The 19330-nt window shown below is 71.0% G+C and carries 17 protein-coding genes; 10 read left to right on the top strand and 7 right to left on the bottom strand.

Annotated features, from left to right (window positions below):
- Complete coding sequence (locus A6A29_RS09630) at positions 1–2319, top strand: FUSC family protein (RefSeq protein WP_073719575.1); 2319 nt, start codon at positions 1–3, stop codon at positions 2317–2319.
- Positions 2320–2328: 9 nt separating this feature from the next.
- Here the strand turns inward: A6A29_RS09630 and A6A29_RS09635 are convergent, their stop codons facing one another.
- Positions 2329–2823: a hypothetical protein gene (locus A6A29_RS09635; RefSeq protein WP_073719576.1), complete on the bottom strand. Its 495-nt coding sequence runs from the start codon at positions 2821–2823 to the stop codon at positions 2329–2331.
- Positions 2824–3074: 251 nt separating this feature from the next.
- Here A6A29_RS09635 and A6A29_RS09640 point away from each other — a divergent pair, with 251 nt between their 5' ends.
- Positions 3075–3317, top strand: a complete 243-nt coding sequence (locus A6A29_RS09640) for a DUF397 domain-containing protein (protein ID WP_073719577.1) — start codon at positions 3075–3077, stop codon at positions 3315–3317.
- Positions 3318–3445: 128 nt separating this feature from the next.
- On the opposite strand, the gene A6A29_RS09645 is transcribed toward A6A29_RS09640, so the two are convergent.
- Positions 3446–3988 (bottom strand): ATP-binding protein, encoded by a 543-nt coding sequence (locus A6A29_RS09645; protein ID WP_073719578.1) that lies wholly within the window; start codon positions 3986–3988, stop codon positions 3446–3448.
- Positions 3989–4325: 337 nt separating this feature from the next.
- On the opposite strand from A6A29_RS09645, the gene A6A29_RS09650 reads away from it, so the two are divergent.
- The 5 genes from A6A29_RS09650 to A6A29_RS09670 all read left to right on the top strand — a co-directional run bounded on the left by A6A29_RS09650 (position 4326) and on the right by A6A29_RS09670 (position 9444).
- The gene (locus tag A6A29_RS09650; RefSeq protein ID WP_073719579.1) at positions 4326–5207 is read left to right on the top strand and encodes a helix-turn-helix domain-containing protein; all 882 of its coding nucleotides are present in this window, start codon (positions 4326–4328) and stop codon (positions 5205–5207) included.
- Positions 5208–5265: 58 nt separating this feature from the next.
- The gene (locus A6A29_RS09655; protein ID WP_073719580.1) at positions 5266–6723 is read left to right on the top strand and encodes an aldehyde dehydrogenase family protein; all 1458 of its coding nucleotides are present in this window, start codon (positions 5266–5268) and stop codon (positions 6721–6723) included.
- A gap of 156 nt (positions 6724–6879) precedes the next feature.
- Positions 6880–7521: a PadR family transcriptional regulator gene (locus tag A6A29_RS09660; protein ID WP_073719581.1), complete on the top strand. Its 642-nt coding sequence runs from the start codon at positions 6880–6882 to the stop codon at positions 7519–7521.
- 76 nt (positions 7522–7597) lie between these two features.
- Positions 7598–8548, top strand: a complete 951-nt coding sequence (locus A6A29_RS09665; RefSeq protein WP_073719582.1) for an ATP-binding cassette domain-containing protein — start codon at positions 7598–7600, stop codon at positions 8546–8548.
- A 149-nt stretch (positions 8549–8697) separates the two neighbouring features.
- Positions 8698–9444, top strand: coding sequence for an ABC transporter permease (locus A6A29_RS09670; protein WP_073719668.1), 747 nt, complete (start codon positions 8698–8700; stop codon positions 9442–9444).
- A gap of 95 nt (positions 9445–9539) precedes the next feature.
- On the opposite strand, the gene A6A29_RS09675 is transcribed toward A6A29_RS09670, so the two are convergent.
- The 3 genes from A6A29_RS09675 to A6A29_RS09685 form a co-directional block, all read right to left on the bottom strand.
- The gene (locus A6A29_RS09675; protein ID WP_073719583.1) at positions 9540–10967 is read right to left on the bottom strand and encodes a glutamate decarboxylase; all 1428 of its coding nucleotides are present in this window, start codon (positions 10965–10967) and stop codon (positions 9540–9542) included.
- Between the two features lie 236 nt (positions 10968–11203).
- Positions 11204–12484 (bottom strand): ion channel protein, encoded by a 1281-nt coding sequence (locus A6A29_RS09680; protein WP_073719584.1) that lies wholly within the window; start codon positions 12482–12484, stop codon positions 11204–11206.
- 139 nt (positions 12485–12623) lie between these two features.
- Entirely contained in the window at positions 12624–12989 is a 366-nt protein-coding gene (locus A6A29_RS09685) for a YbjQ family protein (protein WP_073719585.1), read from the bottom strand.
- Positions 12990–13135: 146 nt separating this feature from the next.
- Here A6A29_RS09685 and A6A29_RS09690 point away from each other — a divergent pair, with 146 nt between their 5' ends.
- On the top strand, positions 13136–13849 hold the full coding sequence (locus A6A29_RS09690; RefSeq protein ID WP_073719586.1) for a DedA family protein: 714 nt from the start codon (positions 13136–13138) through the stop codon (positions 13847–13849).
- A 156-nt stretch (positions 13850–14005) separates the two neighbouring features.
- Here the strand turns inward: A6A29_RS09690 and A6A29_RS09695 are convergent, their stop codons facing one another.
- Both A6A29_RS09695 and A6A29_RS09700 read right to left on the bottom strand, forming a co-directional pair.
- Positions 14006–15736, bottom strand: a complete 1731-nt coding sequence (locus A6A29_RS09695) for a threonine/serine ThrE exporter family protein (protein WP_073719587.1) — start codon at positions 15734–15736, stop codon at positions 14006–14008.
- 214 nt (positions 15737–15950) lie between these two features.
- Positions 15951–16445, bottom strand: coding sequence for an inorganic diphosphatase (locus A6A29_RS09700; protein ID WP_003968257.1), 495 nt, complete (start codon positions 16443–16445; stop codon positions 15951–15953).
- Positions 16446–16531: 86 nt separating this feature from the next.
- Between A6A29_RS09700 and dacB the strand changes: the two genes are divergently transcribed.
- Positions 16532–18031: a D-alanyl-D-alanine carboxypeptidase/D-alanyl-D-alanine endopeptidase gene (dacB, locus tag A6A29_RS09705; protein ID WP_073719588.1), complete on the top strand. Its 1500-nt coding sequence runs from the start codon at positions 16532–16534 to the stop codon at positions 18029–18031.
- A 49-nt stretch (positions 18032–18080) separates the two neighbouring features.
- Positions 18081–19217, top strand: a complete 1137-nt coding sequence (locus A6A29_RS09710; RefSeq protein WP_073719589.1) for a zinc-dependent metalloprotease — start codon at positions 18081–18083, stop codon at positions 19215–19217.
- The last annotated feature ends 113 nt before the right edge of the window (positions 19218–19330 follow it).

Here is a 19330-nt window from a genome sequence, read left to right on the forward strand (position 1 = left end):
ATGAGCTGGCTCCGGGCGCTGAAGGAGACCGCCCGCGCGGGCCTGACGATCGAGCGGCGCAGGCTGGAACCCTTCATCGCCCTCCGCGGCGCGGCCGGTCTCGCCCTCGTCGTCGGAGTCAGCCTCTCGCTGTTCGGGCCGGCGATCGCCGCCAGCTCCGCGTTCGGCGCGTTCCAGGCGGCCATCGCCACCTTCCAGCGCAGCTGGCGCCCGCGCCCCGTGCTCGCCCTGGTGTCCGGCGCCAGCCTCGCCGTGTCGACGTTCCTGGGCTATCTCACCGGCTCCCACACCGTCGTGTTCATGTGTCTGCTCGCCGTCTGGACGTTCGTCGCCGGGATGGCCTGGGCCGCGGGCCCGACGGGCGGCATCATCGCCGCGTCCAACGTCGCGATCATGCTGGTGACGGTCACCCTGCCCACCTCGGTCGCGGACGCCGCCGCGCACGCCGGGATGATCGCGGTCGGCGGGGTGGTCCAGGCGGCGCTGATCGTGCTGTTCCCGGTACGCAGATGGGGCGCCCAGCGCGACGCGCTCGCCGACGCGCTGGCAGCCGAGGCCGACTACGCCCGCAGGCTGCGCGACGACCCGGTCGCACCGTTCGACCCACTGCCCCTGATGACCGCCCGCAGCGCCGCCGCCGTCACCCCCCGCGAGGCCCGCCGCCGACCCGCCGACCTGCACGGCGCCCGGGGCGTCGCCGAACGGCTGCGCCCGGTGCTGGCCTCACTGGCCGACCCCGCGTTGGGGGTGCCCGCGGAAGGGCTGGAACGGGTCTGGGTGCGTGAGCTGCTGGGCGCCGCCGGTTCCGTACTGGACGCCGCCGCCCGCGCGGTACGGAGCGGGGACCCCGTCCACCTCGCCCCGACCGACCTGGGAGTCCTGAGGACCCCCGACAACGAGGTGATCCTCGTCGGGCCGGCCCGACGCGCGGCCGACCGGCTCGACGCGCTGCTCGCCGATGTCATCGAGATCGCCGAGGGCACCGGAACCCGCGAACCGACGGACCGGTCCGATCACACCGGACGGTCCAGGCCGCCCGACCCGCGTCACCGGCCCGACCCGCGTCACCGGCCCGACCCGCGTCACCGGCCCGACCCGCGTCACCGGCCCGACCGCGCCCACGAGCCCGACCCGGATCACCCGACCGACCGCGCCCACGAGCCCGACTGCGCCCACCCGGCCGGCCCCGTCCACCCGGCCGACCTCGCCCCCTCGGCCACGGACGGCCGGCACCGTCCCACTCTCCTGCGGCTGATCCCGGTGATCCTCAAGGCGATGCGCCGGGAACTGCACCACGGCTCCCCGATCCTGCGGCACGCGATCCGGGTCTCCGTGGTGGCCGCCGCCGGATTCCTCCTCGGTACCGCGCTGCCGTTCGGCCACGGCTACTGGGCGCCGATGGCCGCCGTCATGGTGATGCGGCCGGAGTTCTCGCAGACGTACTCGCGCTCCGTGGCCCGCTTCGGGGGCACCCTGGTCGGTGTCGGGGTCGCCACCGGCATCGTGCAGGCCGCGCACCCGGACGCGACGCTCTCCGCGATCCTCGCGGTGTTCTGCGCCTGGCTGATGTACCTGCTGATGGGCACCGGCTACGCGGTCGGCCAGGTCTGTGTCTCCGCCTACGTCGTCTTCCTGCTCGGGATGGCGGGCGACGATCTGTCCCAGACCGTCACCGAACGCGTGGTGCTGACCCTCGTGGGCGGACTGCTCGCGATGATCTCGTACGCCCTCTACCCGGCCTGGGAGACCCCGCGGCTGCGCAACCGGCTCGCCGACTGGCTGATCTCGGACGGGCGGTACGCGGCCACGGTCATCGAGCAGTACGCCGATCCCACGGCCAGGAGCCACGAGGACGTGCGGGCCGCCCTGCTCGCCACCCGGGAGGCGCGGGTCGCCTGGCAGGAGGCGCTGGCGACCGCCCAGCACGAACCCGTACGCCACCGGGGCATCTCCCGGGCGGCCGCCGCCGACGCCCAGCACGCGCTCTCCCAGCTCGGCCGGTCCGCCATGCTGCTGGAGGCCCATCTCCCGGCGGCCTCGGCCGCTTCCGTGCCCGGCGCGGCCGAACTGGCCGACGCGCTGCGCCGGGCGACGGAGAAGGGCGCGAAGGCGGTACGGGAGAGACGGGTCCCGGACTGGCAGCCGGTCGCCGAGGAGGTGGCGCGCTGGGACGTACCGGCCACCGCGGCCGACCCCGCCCCCGACCCCGTCGTACGCAAGGGCGCGACACTGCTCCTCGAAGCGCTGGAGGAGTTCTCGCAGGCGTTGGACTACCGGGGCGGCAGCAGACGCGCGGACATCGCCCCGCGCGCCGACTGAGCCCGTCCGTCAGGGGGTGGGCATGCCCGGCAGCCCGGTCGGCAGCTTGCCCGGCTCGGTCTTGGCCAGGGTGTCCTTGGCCCCGCCCTCCCACGAGACGACGACGGTCTTGCCGTCGTTGGACTCGATGGATCCCATGGTGCGGTCCTTGGTGCCGTCGGTGCACTTCAGCGCGAGCATCACCTCGCCCATGTCCTTCACCTCGCCCTGGCAGACGGCCTGGTCGGCGACGAGCGCGACCTTGCCGGAGGCGATGGAGAGGGCGACGGCCTTGCCGTCGGTCAGTCCCGCCCAGGTGCCCTCCAGCGCGGCGGCGTCCGTGCCGCCGGAGCCGGTGCCCTCACTGCCGCCGCCGGGCTTCTCGCTCTGCGCGGCGCCCGAACCGGCCCCCTTGCCCGGGTCGCTGTCACCGCCGCTGTCACTGTCACCGCCGCAGCCGGTCAGTGCGATCGTGGCGAGAAGACCGGCGGCGACGACGGCGCCGGTGCGTACGAACCTGTCCACGTAAAGTTCCCCCTTGCTGATTCATGGTCGAAAGACCGCGCCAAGCTACCAGGGCCCGCACGATCAACTCCGTTAAGCGGGAGCGGAATAGGCGTGCCGTTCGTCTCTCTTCCAGGACGTGCGAAGGAGAAGAAAAGCTGTAATCAAAGGAACACCCCGCGTGCACGTGCATCTGCTCATGCATTGGCATATGAACACAGCTATGATCCGAGCTAGTTGACACTTGCACCTTGCAACTCGGGGAGCGTCCTGTGCACCACGTGTACAACGGCATGGCGGCCACAGAGCTTCGCGGAGTCGTCTGGCAGAAGAGCAGACACAGCAACTCCCAGGGGTCCTGTGTGGAGTTCGCGAAACTGCCCGGAGGGAATGTGGCGATGCGGAACTCGCGCCACCCCGACGGGCCCGCCCTGGTCTATACGCCGGCCGAGATAGAGGCGCTGCTGCTGGGCGTCAAGGACGGGGAGTTCGACCATCTGGCGTCCGGCGGCTGATACGTCCGCACGTCCGGGGCCGCCCGCGCGGACGGCGCGGCGGGCACGGCATCAGGACATGCCGCGCCGCTGACCGCTGCTCCAGGCCGCCTCTGTCCGCCCCTGTCCGCCCTATCGGTAACTGTGTGTTACTCCGCGTAACTGACCGCGGGTTCCTGCGGCTTCGCGTTGTCCGTCAGCTCGTTGTCCGCGAGCCGGAAGAGCGCCCAGACCACCTTGCCGTACAGCGCGCCGGACGGGCTCTCGCCCATCGGCGTGGGGGCGGGGTGCCAGCCCCAGCTGTCGCTGAAGGACTCCACCAGGAACAGGCCACGGCCCGACTCGGCGGAGTCCGCCGCCTCGCCCGCCACCGGGCTCGCCTGACTGGGGTCACGTACCGCGCACACCAGTCGCGAGGTCCAGCGCATCAAATGCAGCCGCACCGGCGGTTCCTGGGGGTCCCGGGGGGTGTCGGCGGGCAGCGCGTGGCGCAGCGCGTTGGTGACGAGTTCGGACACGACGAGTGCGACATCGTCGAAACGGTCGGTCAGTTCCCACTGGCTGAGCGTCGTTCTGGTGAACTTCCGTGCCCCGCTGACCGCTTCGTAGCAGGCGGGCAGCATGCAGGATGCCGATCCGGCGACCGCCGAGGGGTCGATGGGGGGAAGCCCCTGCCGTAACGGCTCGAGCATCGTCGATCCATTCGTCCCCATACGAGGCACTCCCGGGATTCGCGGCTGTAGCGGCACTGCCTGTAGCGGTACTGCGGGGGGTACAGCGGCACAACACGAGCACGCAGGTGCGTGAGGACCATGGTTCCGAATGCGCAGGGCAGATGCAAGGGCAGATGCACGTGCACGCGCCGGACCTGCCCGATAGCGTGCCGGTTCTGCCGTATTTCTTCCGTCAGGTAGTTTCGGAGCTTTCAGGACGGCTTCTCATTTCCGTAATCGAATGAGTACGGGCTGAAGCGTTTTGGTGGCAGAATCCGGCTCCGGGGTTCGGGGGGACCTCGGTGCCCGGTAAGCGATGGGGAGGGTCGGACCAGTGTCGGCAGGCGAGTCGAGTGGATCTGTGGTGCGGCGCATCCTGCTGGGCTCACAGCTCAGACGCCTGCGTGAGTCGCGCGGCATCACCCGTGAGGCGGCCGGCTACTCCATCCGGGCCTCCGAATCGAAGATCAGCCGCATGGAGTTGGGACGGGTGAGCTTCAAGGCCAGGGACGTCGAGGACCTGCTCACGCTCTACGGTGTCGCGGACGAGGCGGAGCGTGACTCCCTCCTCGGACTGGCCCGGGAGGCCAACGTGGCGGGGTGGTGGCACAGTTACGGAGATGTGCTGCCCGGCTGGTTCCAGACGTATGTCGGTCTGGAGGGGGCGGCCTCGCTCATCCGTATCTATGAAGTCCAGTTCGTCCACGGTCTGCTGCAGACCGAGGCCTATGCCCATGCGGTCGTCTCCCGGGGCATGCGCGGCGCCCCCGCCGCCGAGGTCGACCGGCGGGTCGCGCTGCGGCTGGAGCGCCAGAAAGCCCTCGTCTCCGAGCGCGCGCCGCGTTTCCACGCGGTGCTCGACGAGGCGGCGCTGCGCCGTCCGTACGGCGAACGCGAGGTGATGCGCGCACAATTGCGGCATCTGATCGAAATGTCGGAGCAGCCGAACATCACTCTCCAAGTGATGCCCTTCAGTTTTGGCGGGCATGCGGGCGAGAGCGGTTCCTTTACGATGCTGCGTTTTCCGGAATCCGATCTGTCGGACATTGTCTATTTGGAGCAGCTGACGAGCGCGCTCTATGTGGACAAGCCGGAGGAGGTCGCACAGTACGAAAAGGCCATGGTGCGGCTGCACGAGGACAGTCCGGGACCGGAAGAGAGCCGGGATCTCCTTCGTGGACTCCTCCAACTGACGTGATTTGTCAGTACGATGACGTCGCATCAGGAGTCTGCGAACGCCTGCAGTAAGGGATTGCATGTCCTACTTCCACGCCTTGGCCCACCAGTACATCGACGGCGAGTGGCTGACCGGAAGCGGCTCGTGGGACATCATCGATTTCAATCCCTACAACGGTGAGAAACTCGGTTCCATCACCGTCGCCACGGCGCTGGAGGTCGACCGGGCCTACCGCGCCGCCGAACGCGCCCAGCAGCAGTGGGCCGCCACCAATCCGTACGAGCGCCGAGCCGTCCTCGAACGAGCGCTGCGTATCACCGAGGAACGCACCGATGAAATCGTCGAGGCGATCATCGACGAACTCGGCGGCACCCGGATCAGGGCGGAGTACGAGGTCCGCAGCGGCAGGGAATTCCTGAGCGAGGCGATCCGGCAGGCACTGCGTCCCACCGGGCGGCTGCTGCCGTCGGTGACGGACGGCAAGGAGAACCGCCTCTACCGGCTGCCCATCGGCGTCATCGGTGTGATCAGCGCCTTCAACTTCCCTTTCCTGGTGACCATGAAGTCGGTCGCACCCGCGCTGGCACTCGGTAACGCGGTCGTCGTGAAACCCCATCAGAACGCCCCGATCGTCGGCGGAGCGCTGATCGCCCGCATCTTCGAGGACGCCGGACTGCCGGCCGGGCTGCTCAATGTCGTGGTCACCGACAGCGCCGAGATAGGCGACGCGTTCATCGCGCACCCCGTGCCCAAGGTGATCTCCTTCACCGGCTCCGACCGGACCGGCCGCCATGTGGCAGCCACCGCCGCCGGGCTCTTCAAGCGGACCATCCTGGAACTGAGCGGCAACAGCGCGCTGGTGGTGCTGGAGGACGCGGACGTGGAGTACGCCGTCCAGGCGGCCGTGTTCAGCCGCTTCCTGTACCAGGGGCAGGTCAGCATGGCCGCCAACCGCATCCTGGTGGACCGCCGGGTGGCAGCGGAGTTCACCGAGCGGTTCACCGCCGAGGTGGCGGCGCTCAAGGCCGGTGACCCGCGCGACCCGGAGACCCGGATCGGCCCGGTCATCAACACCTTCCAGGCCGACGCACTGGCCGCCCTGGTCGAGGAGGCGGTCGCGGACGGGGCGACCGCGCTCGTACGGGGCCGCATCCGGGGCAATGTCGTGGAGCCGACCGTGCTGACCGGCCTCGCGGACGACTCGCCGCTGCTGGCACAGGAGATCTTCGGCCCGGTGGCGCTGCTGATGACGTTCGACGGCGAGGAGGAGGCCGTACGGCTCGTCAACAGCAGCCCGTACGGACTGAGCGGCGCCGTGCACACCGCCGACGCCGAACGCGGGGTGCGGTTCGCGCAGCGCATCGTCAGCGGGATGTTCCACGTCAACGACTCCACCGTGCAGGACGACCCGCTGGTCGCCTTCGGCGGCGAGAAGATGTCCGGGACCGGGCGGCTGAACGGCGAGGCGGTGGTGGAGGCGTTCACCACGCAGAAGTGGATGTCGATCCAGCACGGCCGGACGGTCTTCCCGCTCTGACGCCGCCTCTTTTGGGGCCCCGGCTCTTCGCGCTGCCCTCTCTCTGCCGGCCTTGCCCGCCCCGACCTTGCCTGGCCCGGCTTTTTGTGCCCCGACGCGGGATACGCTGAGGGCTGTCCTGTAGTCAAAGTTGAGTACGAAGGAAGGGCGGGTGGGATGTCCGCGATCCGGCTGCTCGTCCTCGGCGCCGTACGGCAGCACGGCCGCGCGCACGGCTACCAGGTCCGCAACGACCTGGAGTACTGGGGCGCGCACGAGTGGTCCAACGCCAAGCCGGGGTCGATCTATCACGCCCTGAAGCAGATGGCGAAGCAAGGGCTGCTGCGCGCGCACGAGACCGCTCCGTCCACGGCGGGCGGCCCGCCCCGCACGGAGTACGAGATCACCGACGAGGGCGTCCGGGAGTACCGCTCCCTGCTGCGCGCGGCCATCACCTCGTACGACCAGAAGATGGACGTGCTCTCGGCGGCCGTCGGCTTCATCGTCGACCTGGAGCGGGACGAGGCGGTCGCGCTGCTCCAGGAGCGGATCGCGGCCATCGAGGCGTGGCGGGCCTCGGTCACGGAGTACTACACCCCTGCGGACGGCCCCGAGTCGCTCGGGCACATCGGCGAGATCATGAACCTGTGGGTGCACTCGGCGGACGCGGGTGCCGAGTGGACCCGGGGGCTGATCGAGCGGATCGAGGGCGGGGCGTACACCTTCTCGGGTGAGGGCGAACCGTTCGTCGGGGTCCTCGCGGAGGGCGAGGAGAACCCGTACGCGACAGGGGTCCCCGATCCGGGGGACGATCACTAATCAAGTTTGACGAATGACCCTCGGCCGGTTACCTTTGCCCATCTAGTCAAGTTTGACTACAAAGGGTGGAGGGATTTTGACCGACGCGATCGTCGTGGACGGCGTACGCAAGCGGTACGGGGACAAGCACGCCCTGGACGGCCTGGACCTCACGGTCGGCAGGGGCACCGTGCACGGGGTGCTCGGCCCCAACGGGGCGGGCAAGACCACCGCCGTACGCATCATGTCGACGCTCCTGCGGCACGACGAGGGCCGCGTGGAGGTGGCGGGCCTCGACGTCCGCGAACGGGCCGGGGAGGTGCGGCGCAGGATCGGTCTGCTCGGGCAGCACGCGGCGGTGGACGAGGAGCTGGGCGGCCGGCAGAACCTGGAGATGTTCGGCCGGCTGTACCACCTGGGCGCGCGCCGGGCGGGCGCGCGCGCCGACGAACTTCTGGAGCGCTTCGGGCTGGCGGACACCGGGCGCAAGGCCGTCAAGCAGTACAGCGGGGGCATGAGGCGACGGCTCGATCTGGCCGCCTCGCTGATCACCGACCCGGAGGTGCTGTTCCTGGACGAGCCGACGACGGGCCTCGACCCGCGCGGCCGGGCCGAGGTGTGGGAGGCGGTTCGTTCCCTGGTCGGCGGCGGCACCACGGTCCTGCTGACCACGCAGTATCTGGAGGAGGCGGACCAGCTGGCCGACCGGATCTCGGTGATCGACAACGGCCGGGTGGCGGCGGAGGGCACCGCCGACGAACTGAAGGCGCTGGTCGGCGGCGACCGGATCGACGTGACCCTGCGCGACGCGGCCCGGCTGGCGGAGGCGGCGGCGCTCCTCGGCGGCACGGACCTGCGCGTCGACGAGGACCGGCGGCTGCTCAACGCCCCGGCCCCGGACCGGATGGCGACGCTGACCCGGACCGTACGGGCACTGGAGGAGGCGGGCATCGAGGCGGAGGACATCGCGGTGCGCCGCCCGACCCTGGACGAGGTGTTCCTGTCCCTCACCGACAGGAGCGCGGACCGCACGGAGGTGGCGGCATGAGCGCGGCGGCGATCAGCACGACGGATTCGGTCGGCAAGGACTCCTCCGGCAAGGACTCCTCGGGTACGGACTCCTCGGGTACGGACCCGTCGGGTACGGGCTCGTCGGGTTTCGCCGGGCTCGGCTGGGCCCTGGCCGATTCATGGACGATGACCCGGCGCGAACTGGCGCACTGGGCGCGGCAGCCGGTCCAGGTCGTCGTGGGCCTGGTCTTCCCGGTGATGCTGCTCCTGATGTTCAACTACCTGGTCGGCGGCGGCCGGGGCGTCGAGGGCGACCACACCGAGTTCCTGGTGCCCGGCATGCTCGCGCTCACCATGGCCTTCGGGCTGGAGGCGACGATGCTCACGGTCACCCAGGACCTGGGCAAGGGGGTCATCGACCGATTCCGCTCGATGCCGATGGTCTCGGGTGCCGTGCTGGTCGGGCGGAGTGTCGCGGACATGCTCCAGTCGGTGGCGGCCCTGGCCGTGATGATCGGCGTCGGCTACGCGGTCGGCTGGCGCTGGCACAACGGACTCGGCGCGGCCCTGGGGGCGGTGGGGCTGCTGCTCCTGCTGAGGTTCGCGATGCTGTGGGTCGGCATCCAGCTGGCGATGGTGGCGGGCCGGCCGGAGATGGTGCAGGCGGTGCAGATCCTCGTCTGGCCGGTGGGCTTCCTCTCCAACGTCTTCGCGACGCCGGAGTCGATGCCGGGGTGGCTGGGCGCGGTGGTCGAGTGGAACCCCATGTCGGCGACGGCCACGGCGGTACGCGACCTGTTCGGCAATCCGGGCGGTGCGACCGGCTCCTGGGCGGCCGGCCACGCCGAACTCCTGGCGGTGCTCTGGCCGGTGGCAATGGTCGCGGTGTTCTTCCCGCTGGCGGTACGGAGGTTCACCCGGCTGAACCGCTGATCGCTGCCGCGTCCGGCGGCCGGGCACCGGGGCCCGGCCGCCGGACGCCGGACGGGTGCCGGCCCTCGGCCCGGTCGGGCCACCCGCGGCGCTCCTCAGTGATGGAACGACGTGGGCACCGGCCGGTCGTGACTCAACGGGTGCCGCTGGGCACGGAGTTCCGGCAGCAGCACCCGCAGATCCTCCACCAGCAGCTCCGCCAGATCCGCCGAGAACCCGTTGCGGCACACCACCCGCAGCACCGACAGATCCTGCCGGTTGGCGGGGAACGTGTACGCGGGCACCAGCCACCCGTGCTCCCGCAGCCGCCGCGACACGTCGAACACGTCGTACGCACCGACCTCCGGCGTCGTCGTGAAGGCGAACACCGGCAGCTCGTCCCCCCGGGTCAGGAGCCGGAAGTCCCCCAGGTCCTCGATCGCGCGGGCGAGGCCGCCCGCGACATCCCTCGACGCCTGCTGGACGGCCCGGTAACCCTCCCGGCCCAGCCGCAGGAACGTGTAGTACTGCGCCACCACCTGCGCCCCCGGCCGGGAGAAGTTCAGCGCGAAGGTCGGCATGTCGCCGCCCAGATAGTTGACCCGGAAGACCAGCTCCTCCGGCAGCTCGGCGGCCGAACGCCACAGCGCCCAGCCGACCCCGGGGTAGACGAGTCCGTACTTGTGCCCGGACGTGTTGATGGACGACACCCGGGGGAGCCGGAAGTCCCACACCACGTCCTCGTCCAGGAACGGCGCCACCATCGCCCCGGACGCCCCGTCCACATGGACCGGGATGTCGAGCCCCGTACGCTCCTGGAGATCGTCCAGCGCCGCGCACAGCTCCGCGATCGGCTCGTAGGAGCCGTCGAACGTGGAGCCGAGGATGCCGACGACCCCGATGGTGTTCTCGTCGCACAGCTCCGCCGCGGCCTGCGGGTCCAGATGGAAGCGGCCGCCCTCCATCGGTACCTGCCGCGCCTCGACCTCCCAGAACGTGCAGAACTTCTCCCAGCAGACCTGCACATTGATGCCCATCACCAGATTGGGCCGCGCGGTGGCCGGGTAGCGGTCGGCGTTCCGGTTCGCCCAGCGCCGTTTCAGCGCCAGCCCGGCCAGCATGCACGCCTCGCTGGACCCGGTGGTCGAACACCCCACGGTCGCCGCCGGATCGGGGGCGTTCCACAGATCGGCGAGCATCGCCACACAGCGTCGTTCCAGCTCGGCGGTGCGCGGGTACTCGTCCTTGTCGATCATGTTCTTGTCCCGGCACTCGCCCATCAGCACCCCGGCCTGGGGTTCCATCCAGGTGGTGACGAACGTGGCCAGGTTGAGGCGCGAGTTGCCGTCGAGCATCAGCTCGTCATGGACGAGCCGGTACGCCGTCGAGGGCGGCAGCGGCCCGTCCGGCAGCCGGTGCCGGGGCGGCGCGGACTCCATCCCCGCCGCCGGGTCGGCCTCGCCGAAGAACGGGTTGAGGGCGAGCCTGCGCCGCTCCTCGGTGGGTTCGTCCTGGTGCGGATGGGCACCTCGGTGGAGCGCCATGGTGTCGCACCCTTCTCAGTTCTCGGCGGCGGGGCCGGACGGGATGGCCCGGGCGGACCCGATGACGGCGGCGTGGACGGGCATGGGCATACGGAGACCTCCGTCGAACCGAGTCGGCGATGAAGCCGGGCGTAACGATACGAAGGCGACGATACGGACATCGCGCGCAACCGGCGCGCCGGACACCGGACCCCGTCCGTACCCGCGAAGGGCGCCGTCCTCGCGCGTGCGCCCCCTCATCGCAGCGGTGTGCCGTCCTCGTGCAGCTGCATCTGGGGCCGCCCGGTCACCAGCAGCCAGGCGGGCAGCGTGGCCACGCAGAGCAGGGGCAGTACGGCCATGTCGCTGACGAGCACCGCTGCCGTGAACAGGCTCAGCCAGCCCTGCCGGGTGATGGCGAGCAGGACACCCAGCACCGCACAGGACACCGCGAGGGCGGGCGGCACCGCGTCGACCAGCGCATGGGCGCAGAGTCCGAGCGCCACCCCCACGAAGACGGCCGGGAAGATCCGGCCGCCCCGGAAGCCGCAGGTCGCCGCGATCACCAGGGCGGCTGTCTTCACCACCGCCATCACCGCGAAACCCCCGGCCGACCACCCGTCCGGGTCCGCGGCGAGCTCCTTCACCTCTTCGAGCCCCTTGAAGAGGGTGAGGTGCCCGCCCAGCGCACCCAGCAGCCCCAGCACCAGCCCGCCCGCGGTCAGTGCGAGGACCGGATGCCTCAGGGCCCTGAACGCCCGGTGCGCCACGGGGAAGGCGTACACCGCCACCAGGCCGAGCAGCGCTCCCGCCGAGGCGATCACCAGGGAGGCGAGCAGGTCGCCCCACCCCGGATGCGCGAAGTCCGGCAGCGACAGGTCGAAGCTCGGGTGGTCGATCAGCGTCATGGTCAGCGCCCCGGCCGCACCCGCCGCGAGCGGGGCGAAGAGCTTGTCCCAGAGCGCCCCCGGGCCGGGGCGTGTGGCGAGGGTCTCGGAGAGGATCAGGGCCGCGGCGACCGGGGTGCCGAACAGGGCGCCGATGGTGCCCGCCGCGGCGAGCGAGACCCACAGCTCGGCCGGCGCTCCGGGCGCGGCGCGGCGGCCGAGCCAGAAGGCGAGCGCGATGTTGGCGGCGGTGATCGGGTTCTCCGGCCCCAGGCTCACCCCGCCCGCCAGGGCCAGCAAGGTCACCAGGAGCAGTCCGGGGACGACGCCGGGTGCCATGGGGGCGTCGACCAGCCCGGTGGTGGCCGGGTCGGGCCCGCCGCGGCCGTGCACGGTGTGCACGACCAGGCCGACCGCGAGGCCGGTCGCGGTGAGCATCACGATCATCCACAGCGAGGAGTACCGGCCGACGCCGAGCGCGTCGGGAAGGGTCTCCCAGAGCACGTCCTGGAGCCGCTCCGCGAGGAGGCTGACGCCGAGCAGGACGAGCGCGGAGACCACGCCCACGACCAGCGCGGGCAGAACGACCGGCAGCAGCCGCCGGGCGGGGGTGGGCGCGGGGAGCGCGGGGGCGGCGGAATCGGGGGTCATCGGGTCACCATAACGACGTATAAGCCGCATATCGCCGAAGCTGGCGCGTGTGCGGAAACGGGACGAACTCCCCGCGCCCGCCGCCCCCGAGCCGTAACCCGCCGTGCCCCGCCGCCCCCGGCCCGTCGCCCCCGACCGGCTAGGTCTTGCTGATCACCGCCGCCGTGCCGTACGCGCACACCTCCGTGCCCACGTCTGCCGCCTCGGAGACGTCGAACCGCATCATCAGCACCGCGTTCGCGCCGCGTGCCTTCGCCTGCTCGACGAGCCGCTGCATCGCCTGGTTGCGGGTCTCGACCAGGGTCTTGGTCAGCCCCTTCAGCTCGCCGCCGATCATCGACTTCAGCCCGGCACCGATCTGGCTGCCGAGGTGGCGGGAGCGCACGGTCAGCCCGAACACCTCGCCGATCACCTGGGTGACCTGATGGCCGGGTACGTCATTCGTCGTGACGACCAGGACGTCGGCCTGGGCCGTCTGTCCGCCGCCGTAATCCTCAATGCCCATGGGTTGGCACCTCCTGAGGACAGCTTTGCCCCGGTTCGTACAGCGCGCATTTCCGCGGGGGCTACTGGAACCCGGAGCGGCGTCCGGGCGTTGATAGCTTGGGGCGGCCACGCAGCCGCCATCGAACGATCCTGGAGCCCGGACCCTTGAATACGCTTGCGCTCGGCCCGAGCTGGCTGGACCCGGACTATCTGCTCAACACCTTCGGACTTCCCGGCCTTCTTCTCATCGTCTTCGCCGAGTCCGGACTGCTGATCGGCTTCTTCCTGCCCGGCGACTCCCTGCTGTTCACCACGGGTCTGCTGGTGACCACGGGCGATCTGAAGTACCCGCTCTGGCTGGTCTGCACCCTGGTGGCGCTGGCGGCGATCATCGGCGACCAGGTCGGCTATCTCTTCGGCCGCAAGGTGGGCCCGTCCCTCTTCAGGCGCCCCGACTCCCGCCTCTTCAAGCAGGAGAACGTGGAGAAGGCCCACGACTTCTTCGAGAAGTACGGTCCGAAGTCGCTGGTCCTGGCGCGCTTCGTGCCCATCGTGCGGACCTTCACGCCGATCATCGCCGGTGTGAGCCGGATGAACTACCGCTCGTTCATCACGTACAACATCATCGGCGGCATCCTCTGGGGTGTCGGTGTCACGGTGCTCGGCGCCATGCTCGGCAAGATCGATTTCGTGCACGCGCACATCGAGCTGATCCTCATCCTGATCGTGCTGATCTCGGTGGTGCCGATCGTGATCGAGTTCCTGCGCGCCCGCAGCAAGTCGAAGAAGGCCGCCCGGGACCAGCAGGACGGCGACGGCGGTCCGTCGGCGGGCGGGAGCCCGTCCTCGGGCGGACGCGGCCGTCACGCCAAGCGCTGAGCCTCCCGCACGACGACACACGACGCGCGACCACCACGCACACGGCCCCACGCACACGGCACCACGCACATGGCCCCACGCACACGCATCCGTACGGCGCCCTCTCCGACACCGGAGGGGGCGCCGTACGCGTTTCGCAGCCACCCGTCACACGTATCAGAAGCCACGCGTCCGCTTGGCCGCACGGCGGTTCGCGCCCTCGACCGCGCCCGGCACCCGCATGAAGAGCCGGGAGATCTCGCTCCCCAGGTTCACGCCGATCGCGATGGCCAGCGCGGTCGCCACCGCCGTCGACAGCGAGGCCAGCCCGGTGTCCAACTCGCCCTGCGCCACACCCAGCAGCCCGAAGTACGTCGCCGAACCGGGCAGCAGCGGTCCGATCGCCGCCGTGATGAACGGCAGCGAGGACGTGTACCGGTAGCGCGAGAACAACTGCCCGAACAGGCCCACCAGACCGGCCGCCACCGCTGTGGCCGCCACCGCCGAGATGCCGCCGGTACGGGCCATCGCCCCGTAGATGATCCAGGCCACGCCCCCGTTGAGGGTCACCGCGAGCACGGTGGATCGTTCCTGCTGGAGCAGGACCGCGAACGCCAGGCTGAGGGCCATCGACGCCAGGATCTGCAGCACCGGCCGGTCGTTGGGCACGAACCGCGCTTCCGGGTTCAGCCCGACGCCCAGCTGGACCCCCAGATAGAGGATCAGCAGCACACCGGTGACGATGCCGATGAAGAAGTACATGACTTCGAGCAGCCGGGCCGCCGCGGTGATGTAGTAGCCGGTCAGGCCGTCCTGCACACCGGCGACCAGCGCCCGCCCCGGCAGCAGCGCGAACAGCCCACCGGTGATCACCGCGGACGGGCGGACATCCGTCGAATGGGTCAGGGTCAGCGCGACGCCCATCGCGGCGGGCGGCATGGCCGCGACCATGAACTGGTAGAACTCCGGCAGCCCGCGCCCGGCGCAGAGCCAGGCCAGCCGGTCCCCGAGCATCGCACCGGCCGCCGCCACGATGAAGACCAGCACACCACCGCCGACCAGCACCGATGCCGAACCGGCGAGCAGCCCGGCGGCGGCCGTCAGCACCCAGCCCGGGTACGGGTGCCGGTTGCGCCGGATCTCCGCGAGGCGCCGGTACGCCTCCTCCAGCGAGACGTCGATGTCCTCCGTGGCGATGTCGTCGATGAGCCGGAACACCGCGGCCAGCCGGGTGTAGTCGGTGCCCCGGCGGCGTACGGTGCGGCTCGCCGTCACCGGGTCCTCGACCAGCGACGGCTGGTGCGAGATGGACAGCAGGGTGAAGGTGACGGTCGGCTCGCACCGGTCGAGCCCGTACGAACGCGTCACCGCGAACATCGCCGCCTCGACGTCCTCGGCACCCTCACCGCCCGCCAGCAGCAGTTCCCCGATACGCAGCGTCAGGTCGAGCACCCGCGGCACGGCGGGGCCCGCGTCGTCGGTCCGCTGCACGCTCTCGGGGGCCGGGCGCTCGGTCACCGGCATCCGCAGCATCGTGCGCATCCGGTCCTGCCAGGGGGCTTCCTTGGTCAGCCGGATCATCGGGATGCCCTGCGCCGGGGTGAACGCGGGCGGCGAATGCTGGGCGCTGTAGGTCAGGGGCGGGGCGAAGGCCGAACTGAGCGTGTCGGAGTTCGAGCCGCTTCCCGGCCCGCCGCCCGAACCACCCCCGGAACCGGAACCGGAACCCGGCCCGGAGCCCCCCGGCGCGTCGGTCTGCAGACCGGGCGGCACGGCGAACTCCGACGTCGGCTGGTCGTCCTCGGACGGGGAGGTGGGCCGACCCGTACCGGCAGGCGGGACGAAGGCGCTGCGCGCCTCGTCGGACTGGGGCTTCTGGTCCTCAGGACCGCCCGATTCCGCCACCACTCGACCTCGTTCCTCGTCGCTGCACACCCTCGGCGGCTCGTGTGCCCAGTATGGCCGCGGACATGGGCGCGCACCCGGAACCAGCCCGCGCGCGAAACGGGCGCACCCAGCGGGCGGATGCGGCGGACACATGGAACGGGCGGCACACCCACGTGGGTGTGCCGCCCGTTCCCGTACGGCCGTCCGGCTCACAAACGGAACCGGAAGAGCTACGTCAGTGCGCGCCGCCCTGGGCCTCAAGACGCTTGTACGAAGCCTCGATCTCGGCCTCCGCCTCGGCGCGGCCGACCCAGTCGGCACCCTCGACGGACTTGCCGGGCTCCAGGTCCTTGTAGACCTCGAAGAAGTGCTGGATCTCCAGGCGGTCGAACTCCGACACGTGGTGGATGTCGCGCAGGTGCTCCACCCGGGGGTCGGACGCCGGGACACACAGCAGCTTGTCGTCGCCGCCGGCCTCGTCCGTCATACGGAACATGCCGATGGCGCGGCACTTGATGAGGCAGCCGGGGAAGGTCGGCTCGTCCAGGATGACCAGCGCGTCCAGCGGGTCGCCGTCCTCGCCCAGGGTGTTCTCGACGAATCCGTAGTCGGCGGGGTAGCTGGTCGAGGTGAAGAGTCGACGGTCCAGACGGATCCGACCGGTCTCGTGGTCCACCTCGTACTTGTTCCGCGAACCCTTCGGAATCTCGATGGTGACGTCGAACTCCACGGGTGGCTCCTCCATGATCAACACATACGACTGGTGATTAAGTGTCCCCCACGCAGAAGTGTGCTCGCGAAAGGGGCTGGTCAACGGTGGCCGAGCCGGTGGAAAGACCCTCGATCAAGCCGTTGAACAAATGGGGCAGGCTCAAAGACACGCTGAAGGACAAGCTGAAAGACCCGAAGAGAACACTCGGGTCGGACAACTGGCCGCTCGTCGCAGGCTCCGCCGTGCTCGGCCTGGTCGTCGCGGCCGGCGCCGTCATCGCCGCCGGTCCCTGGGACTCCGGTCAGCGTAAGGCCGAGCGGGACCGGGCCGCCGTCCGGGATCGTACAGGTGGCGCACATCACGGCCGGACCACGCCCGGCGGCGCGGATCCCGCCCCCAGCGCGCCCGCCGTACTCGGCGCGCTCGGCTCCACCGTCCCCCGTTCGGCCCCCGAGGGCGCGTCCGGTCTTCCGGACACCCTCGCCCCGCTGCTCGACTCACCCGCACTCGGCACCCGCAGCACGGCCGTCGTGATCGACACGGCCACCGGCAAGCAGCTGTACGGACACGGCGCCACCACCCCCATGACCCCGGCCTCCACCGTCAAGATCGCCACCGCGGCGGCCGCGCTCTCCGCCCTCGGCCCCGACCACCGCATCGCCACGACGGTCCGGGCGTCGCCCGACGGGCGCACCCTCACCCTCGTCGGCGGCGGCGACCCCACACTCGGCAAGGCCGCCCTGCGCGCGCTGGCCGCCGACACCGTGCGGGCCCTGCGCGCGAAGGGCGTCACCTCCGTCAAGCTGGCCTACGACACCTCCCGTTACTCCGGGCCCGCCCTGCACCCCATCGGCCCCAACGAGAACATCGCCCCCGTCAGCGCCCTGATGGTCGACGAGGGACGCCTCGACAGCACCGACCGCGGCCCGGCCCCGCGCACCACCGACCCGGCCGGGGACGCCGCCCGCGCCTTCGCCGGGTATCTCGACGACGACGGCGTCGCGACGAAGTCCGCCCCCCGTGCCGGACGCCCGGCCGCCGCGTCCGAGCCGGTGGCCACCCATCGCTCCGCCCCGCTGTCCTCCCTCGTCGAACGGGCCCTGACCAACAGCGACAACGACATCGCCGAGGCCCTCGCCCGGCAGACCGCCCTCGCTGCGGGCGAACCGGCCGACTTCAAGGGCTCCCGGCGCGCCGTCACCGCGCAGCTCAAGAAGCTGAAGCTGCCGGTGACCGGCGCCCGCCTCGCCGACGGCAGCGGCCTCGACCGCGAAGACCGGGTCACCGCGGGACTCCTCGCCGCCCTGCTGGCCCGCGCCGCCGACCCGGACCACCCCGAACTCCGCCCCGTCCTCACCGGCCTCCCGGTGGCGGGCTTCAGCGGCACACTCGGCAACCGCTACTCCGCGACCGACCGCGGCACCGGCGTGATCCGCGCCAAGACCGGCACCCTCACCGGCGTCAACGCCCTCGCCGGAACGGTCCTGGACCACCGGGGGCGGCTCCTCGCCTTCGCCTTCCTGGCGTCGGGCACCCCGTCCGCCGCCGAGGCCGAGCCGGCCCTCGACGCCCTGGCCACCGCGCTCACCGGGAAGACCCGATGAGCGGGGCAACACCCCGCCACCGGGCGCCCGCCTCACGTACGGTTGGCGCATGACGAGCATCGGTGGTGCCGAGATGGTCGACTGGAAACTCGCGACCGCGACCGCGACCCGACTTGTGCGGCCGGGCCCCGACATCAGCCGCGAGGAGGCCCGCGCCGTCGTCGCGGAGCTGCGCCGGCATGCCAAAGCCTCGGAGGAGCACGTACGCGGGTTCACCCGGATGATTCCGGAGGGGAGCAGGCCGGAGGACACCCCCGTCCTGGTCGTGGACCGCGCGGGCTGGATCAAGGCCAACGTCGCGGGCTTCCGCGAGCTGCTCCGCCCCCTCCTGGAGAAGATGCAGGACCGGCGCGGCGGTGGCCCCGGCGGCGCTGTCCTCGGTGCGGTCGGCGGCAAGGTGACCGGCGTCGAACTGGGCATGCTGCTGTCGTTCCTGGCCTCCCGCATCCTCGGCCAGTACGAGACGTTCGCCCCCGCCACCCGTGAACTGCCCGGCTCCGCCACCGGCGGCGGCCGACTGCTGCTGGTCGCCCCCAACATCGTCCACGTCGAGCGGGAACTGGACGTCGACCCGCACGACTTCAGGCTCTGGGTGGCCCTCCACGAGGAGACCCACCGCACCCAGTTCACCGGTGTGCCCTGGCTCCGCGACCATCTGCGGGGCGAGATCCAGTCGTTCCTCGACGAGACCGACATCGACCCGGTGACCGTCCTGGAGCGGCTGCGCGAGGCCGCCCAGACCCTGTCCGGCGGCAGCCGACCCGAGGGCGAGCAGGGCGAGGAGGGCGGACGCAGCCTCGTCGAGATCGTGCAGACGCCCGGTCAGCGCGAGACCCTCGGCCGCCTCACCGCCGTGATGTCGCTGCTCGAAGGCCACGCGGACTTCGTGATGGACGGCGTCGGCCCCGAGGTGGTCGGCTCCGTCGGCGAGATCCGCGAGAAGTTCCAGCAGCGCAGGGCGAACGGGGCGGGCCGCCTCGACCTGGCCCTGCGCAAGCTCCTGGGCCTCGACGCCAAGCTGCGGCAGTACCGCGACGGCGAGAAGTTCGTCCGGTCCGTGGTCGACGAGGTCGGTATGGACGGCTTCAACCGGATCTGGACCTCACCGAACACCCTGCCGACCAAGGCGGAGATCGCCAAGCCGGCGGACTGGGTCGCGCGGGTGCACCGTAAGGCAGAGTCGTGATCCCGCACCGCCCGACGACCGCGGAATGGCCCTCCAATCACCCATCCGAGGGACCATAGGGGCATGGGAAGGCGTGCAATGCTCGATGGACAGCTTGGCTCTGTCACCATCGA

The sequence above is a fragment of the Streptomyces sp. TSRI0281 genome (assembly GCF_001905125.1).
Taxonomy (GTDB): Bacteria; Actinomycetota; Actinomycetes; order Streptomycetales; family Streptomycetaceae; genus Streptomyces.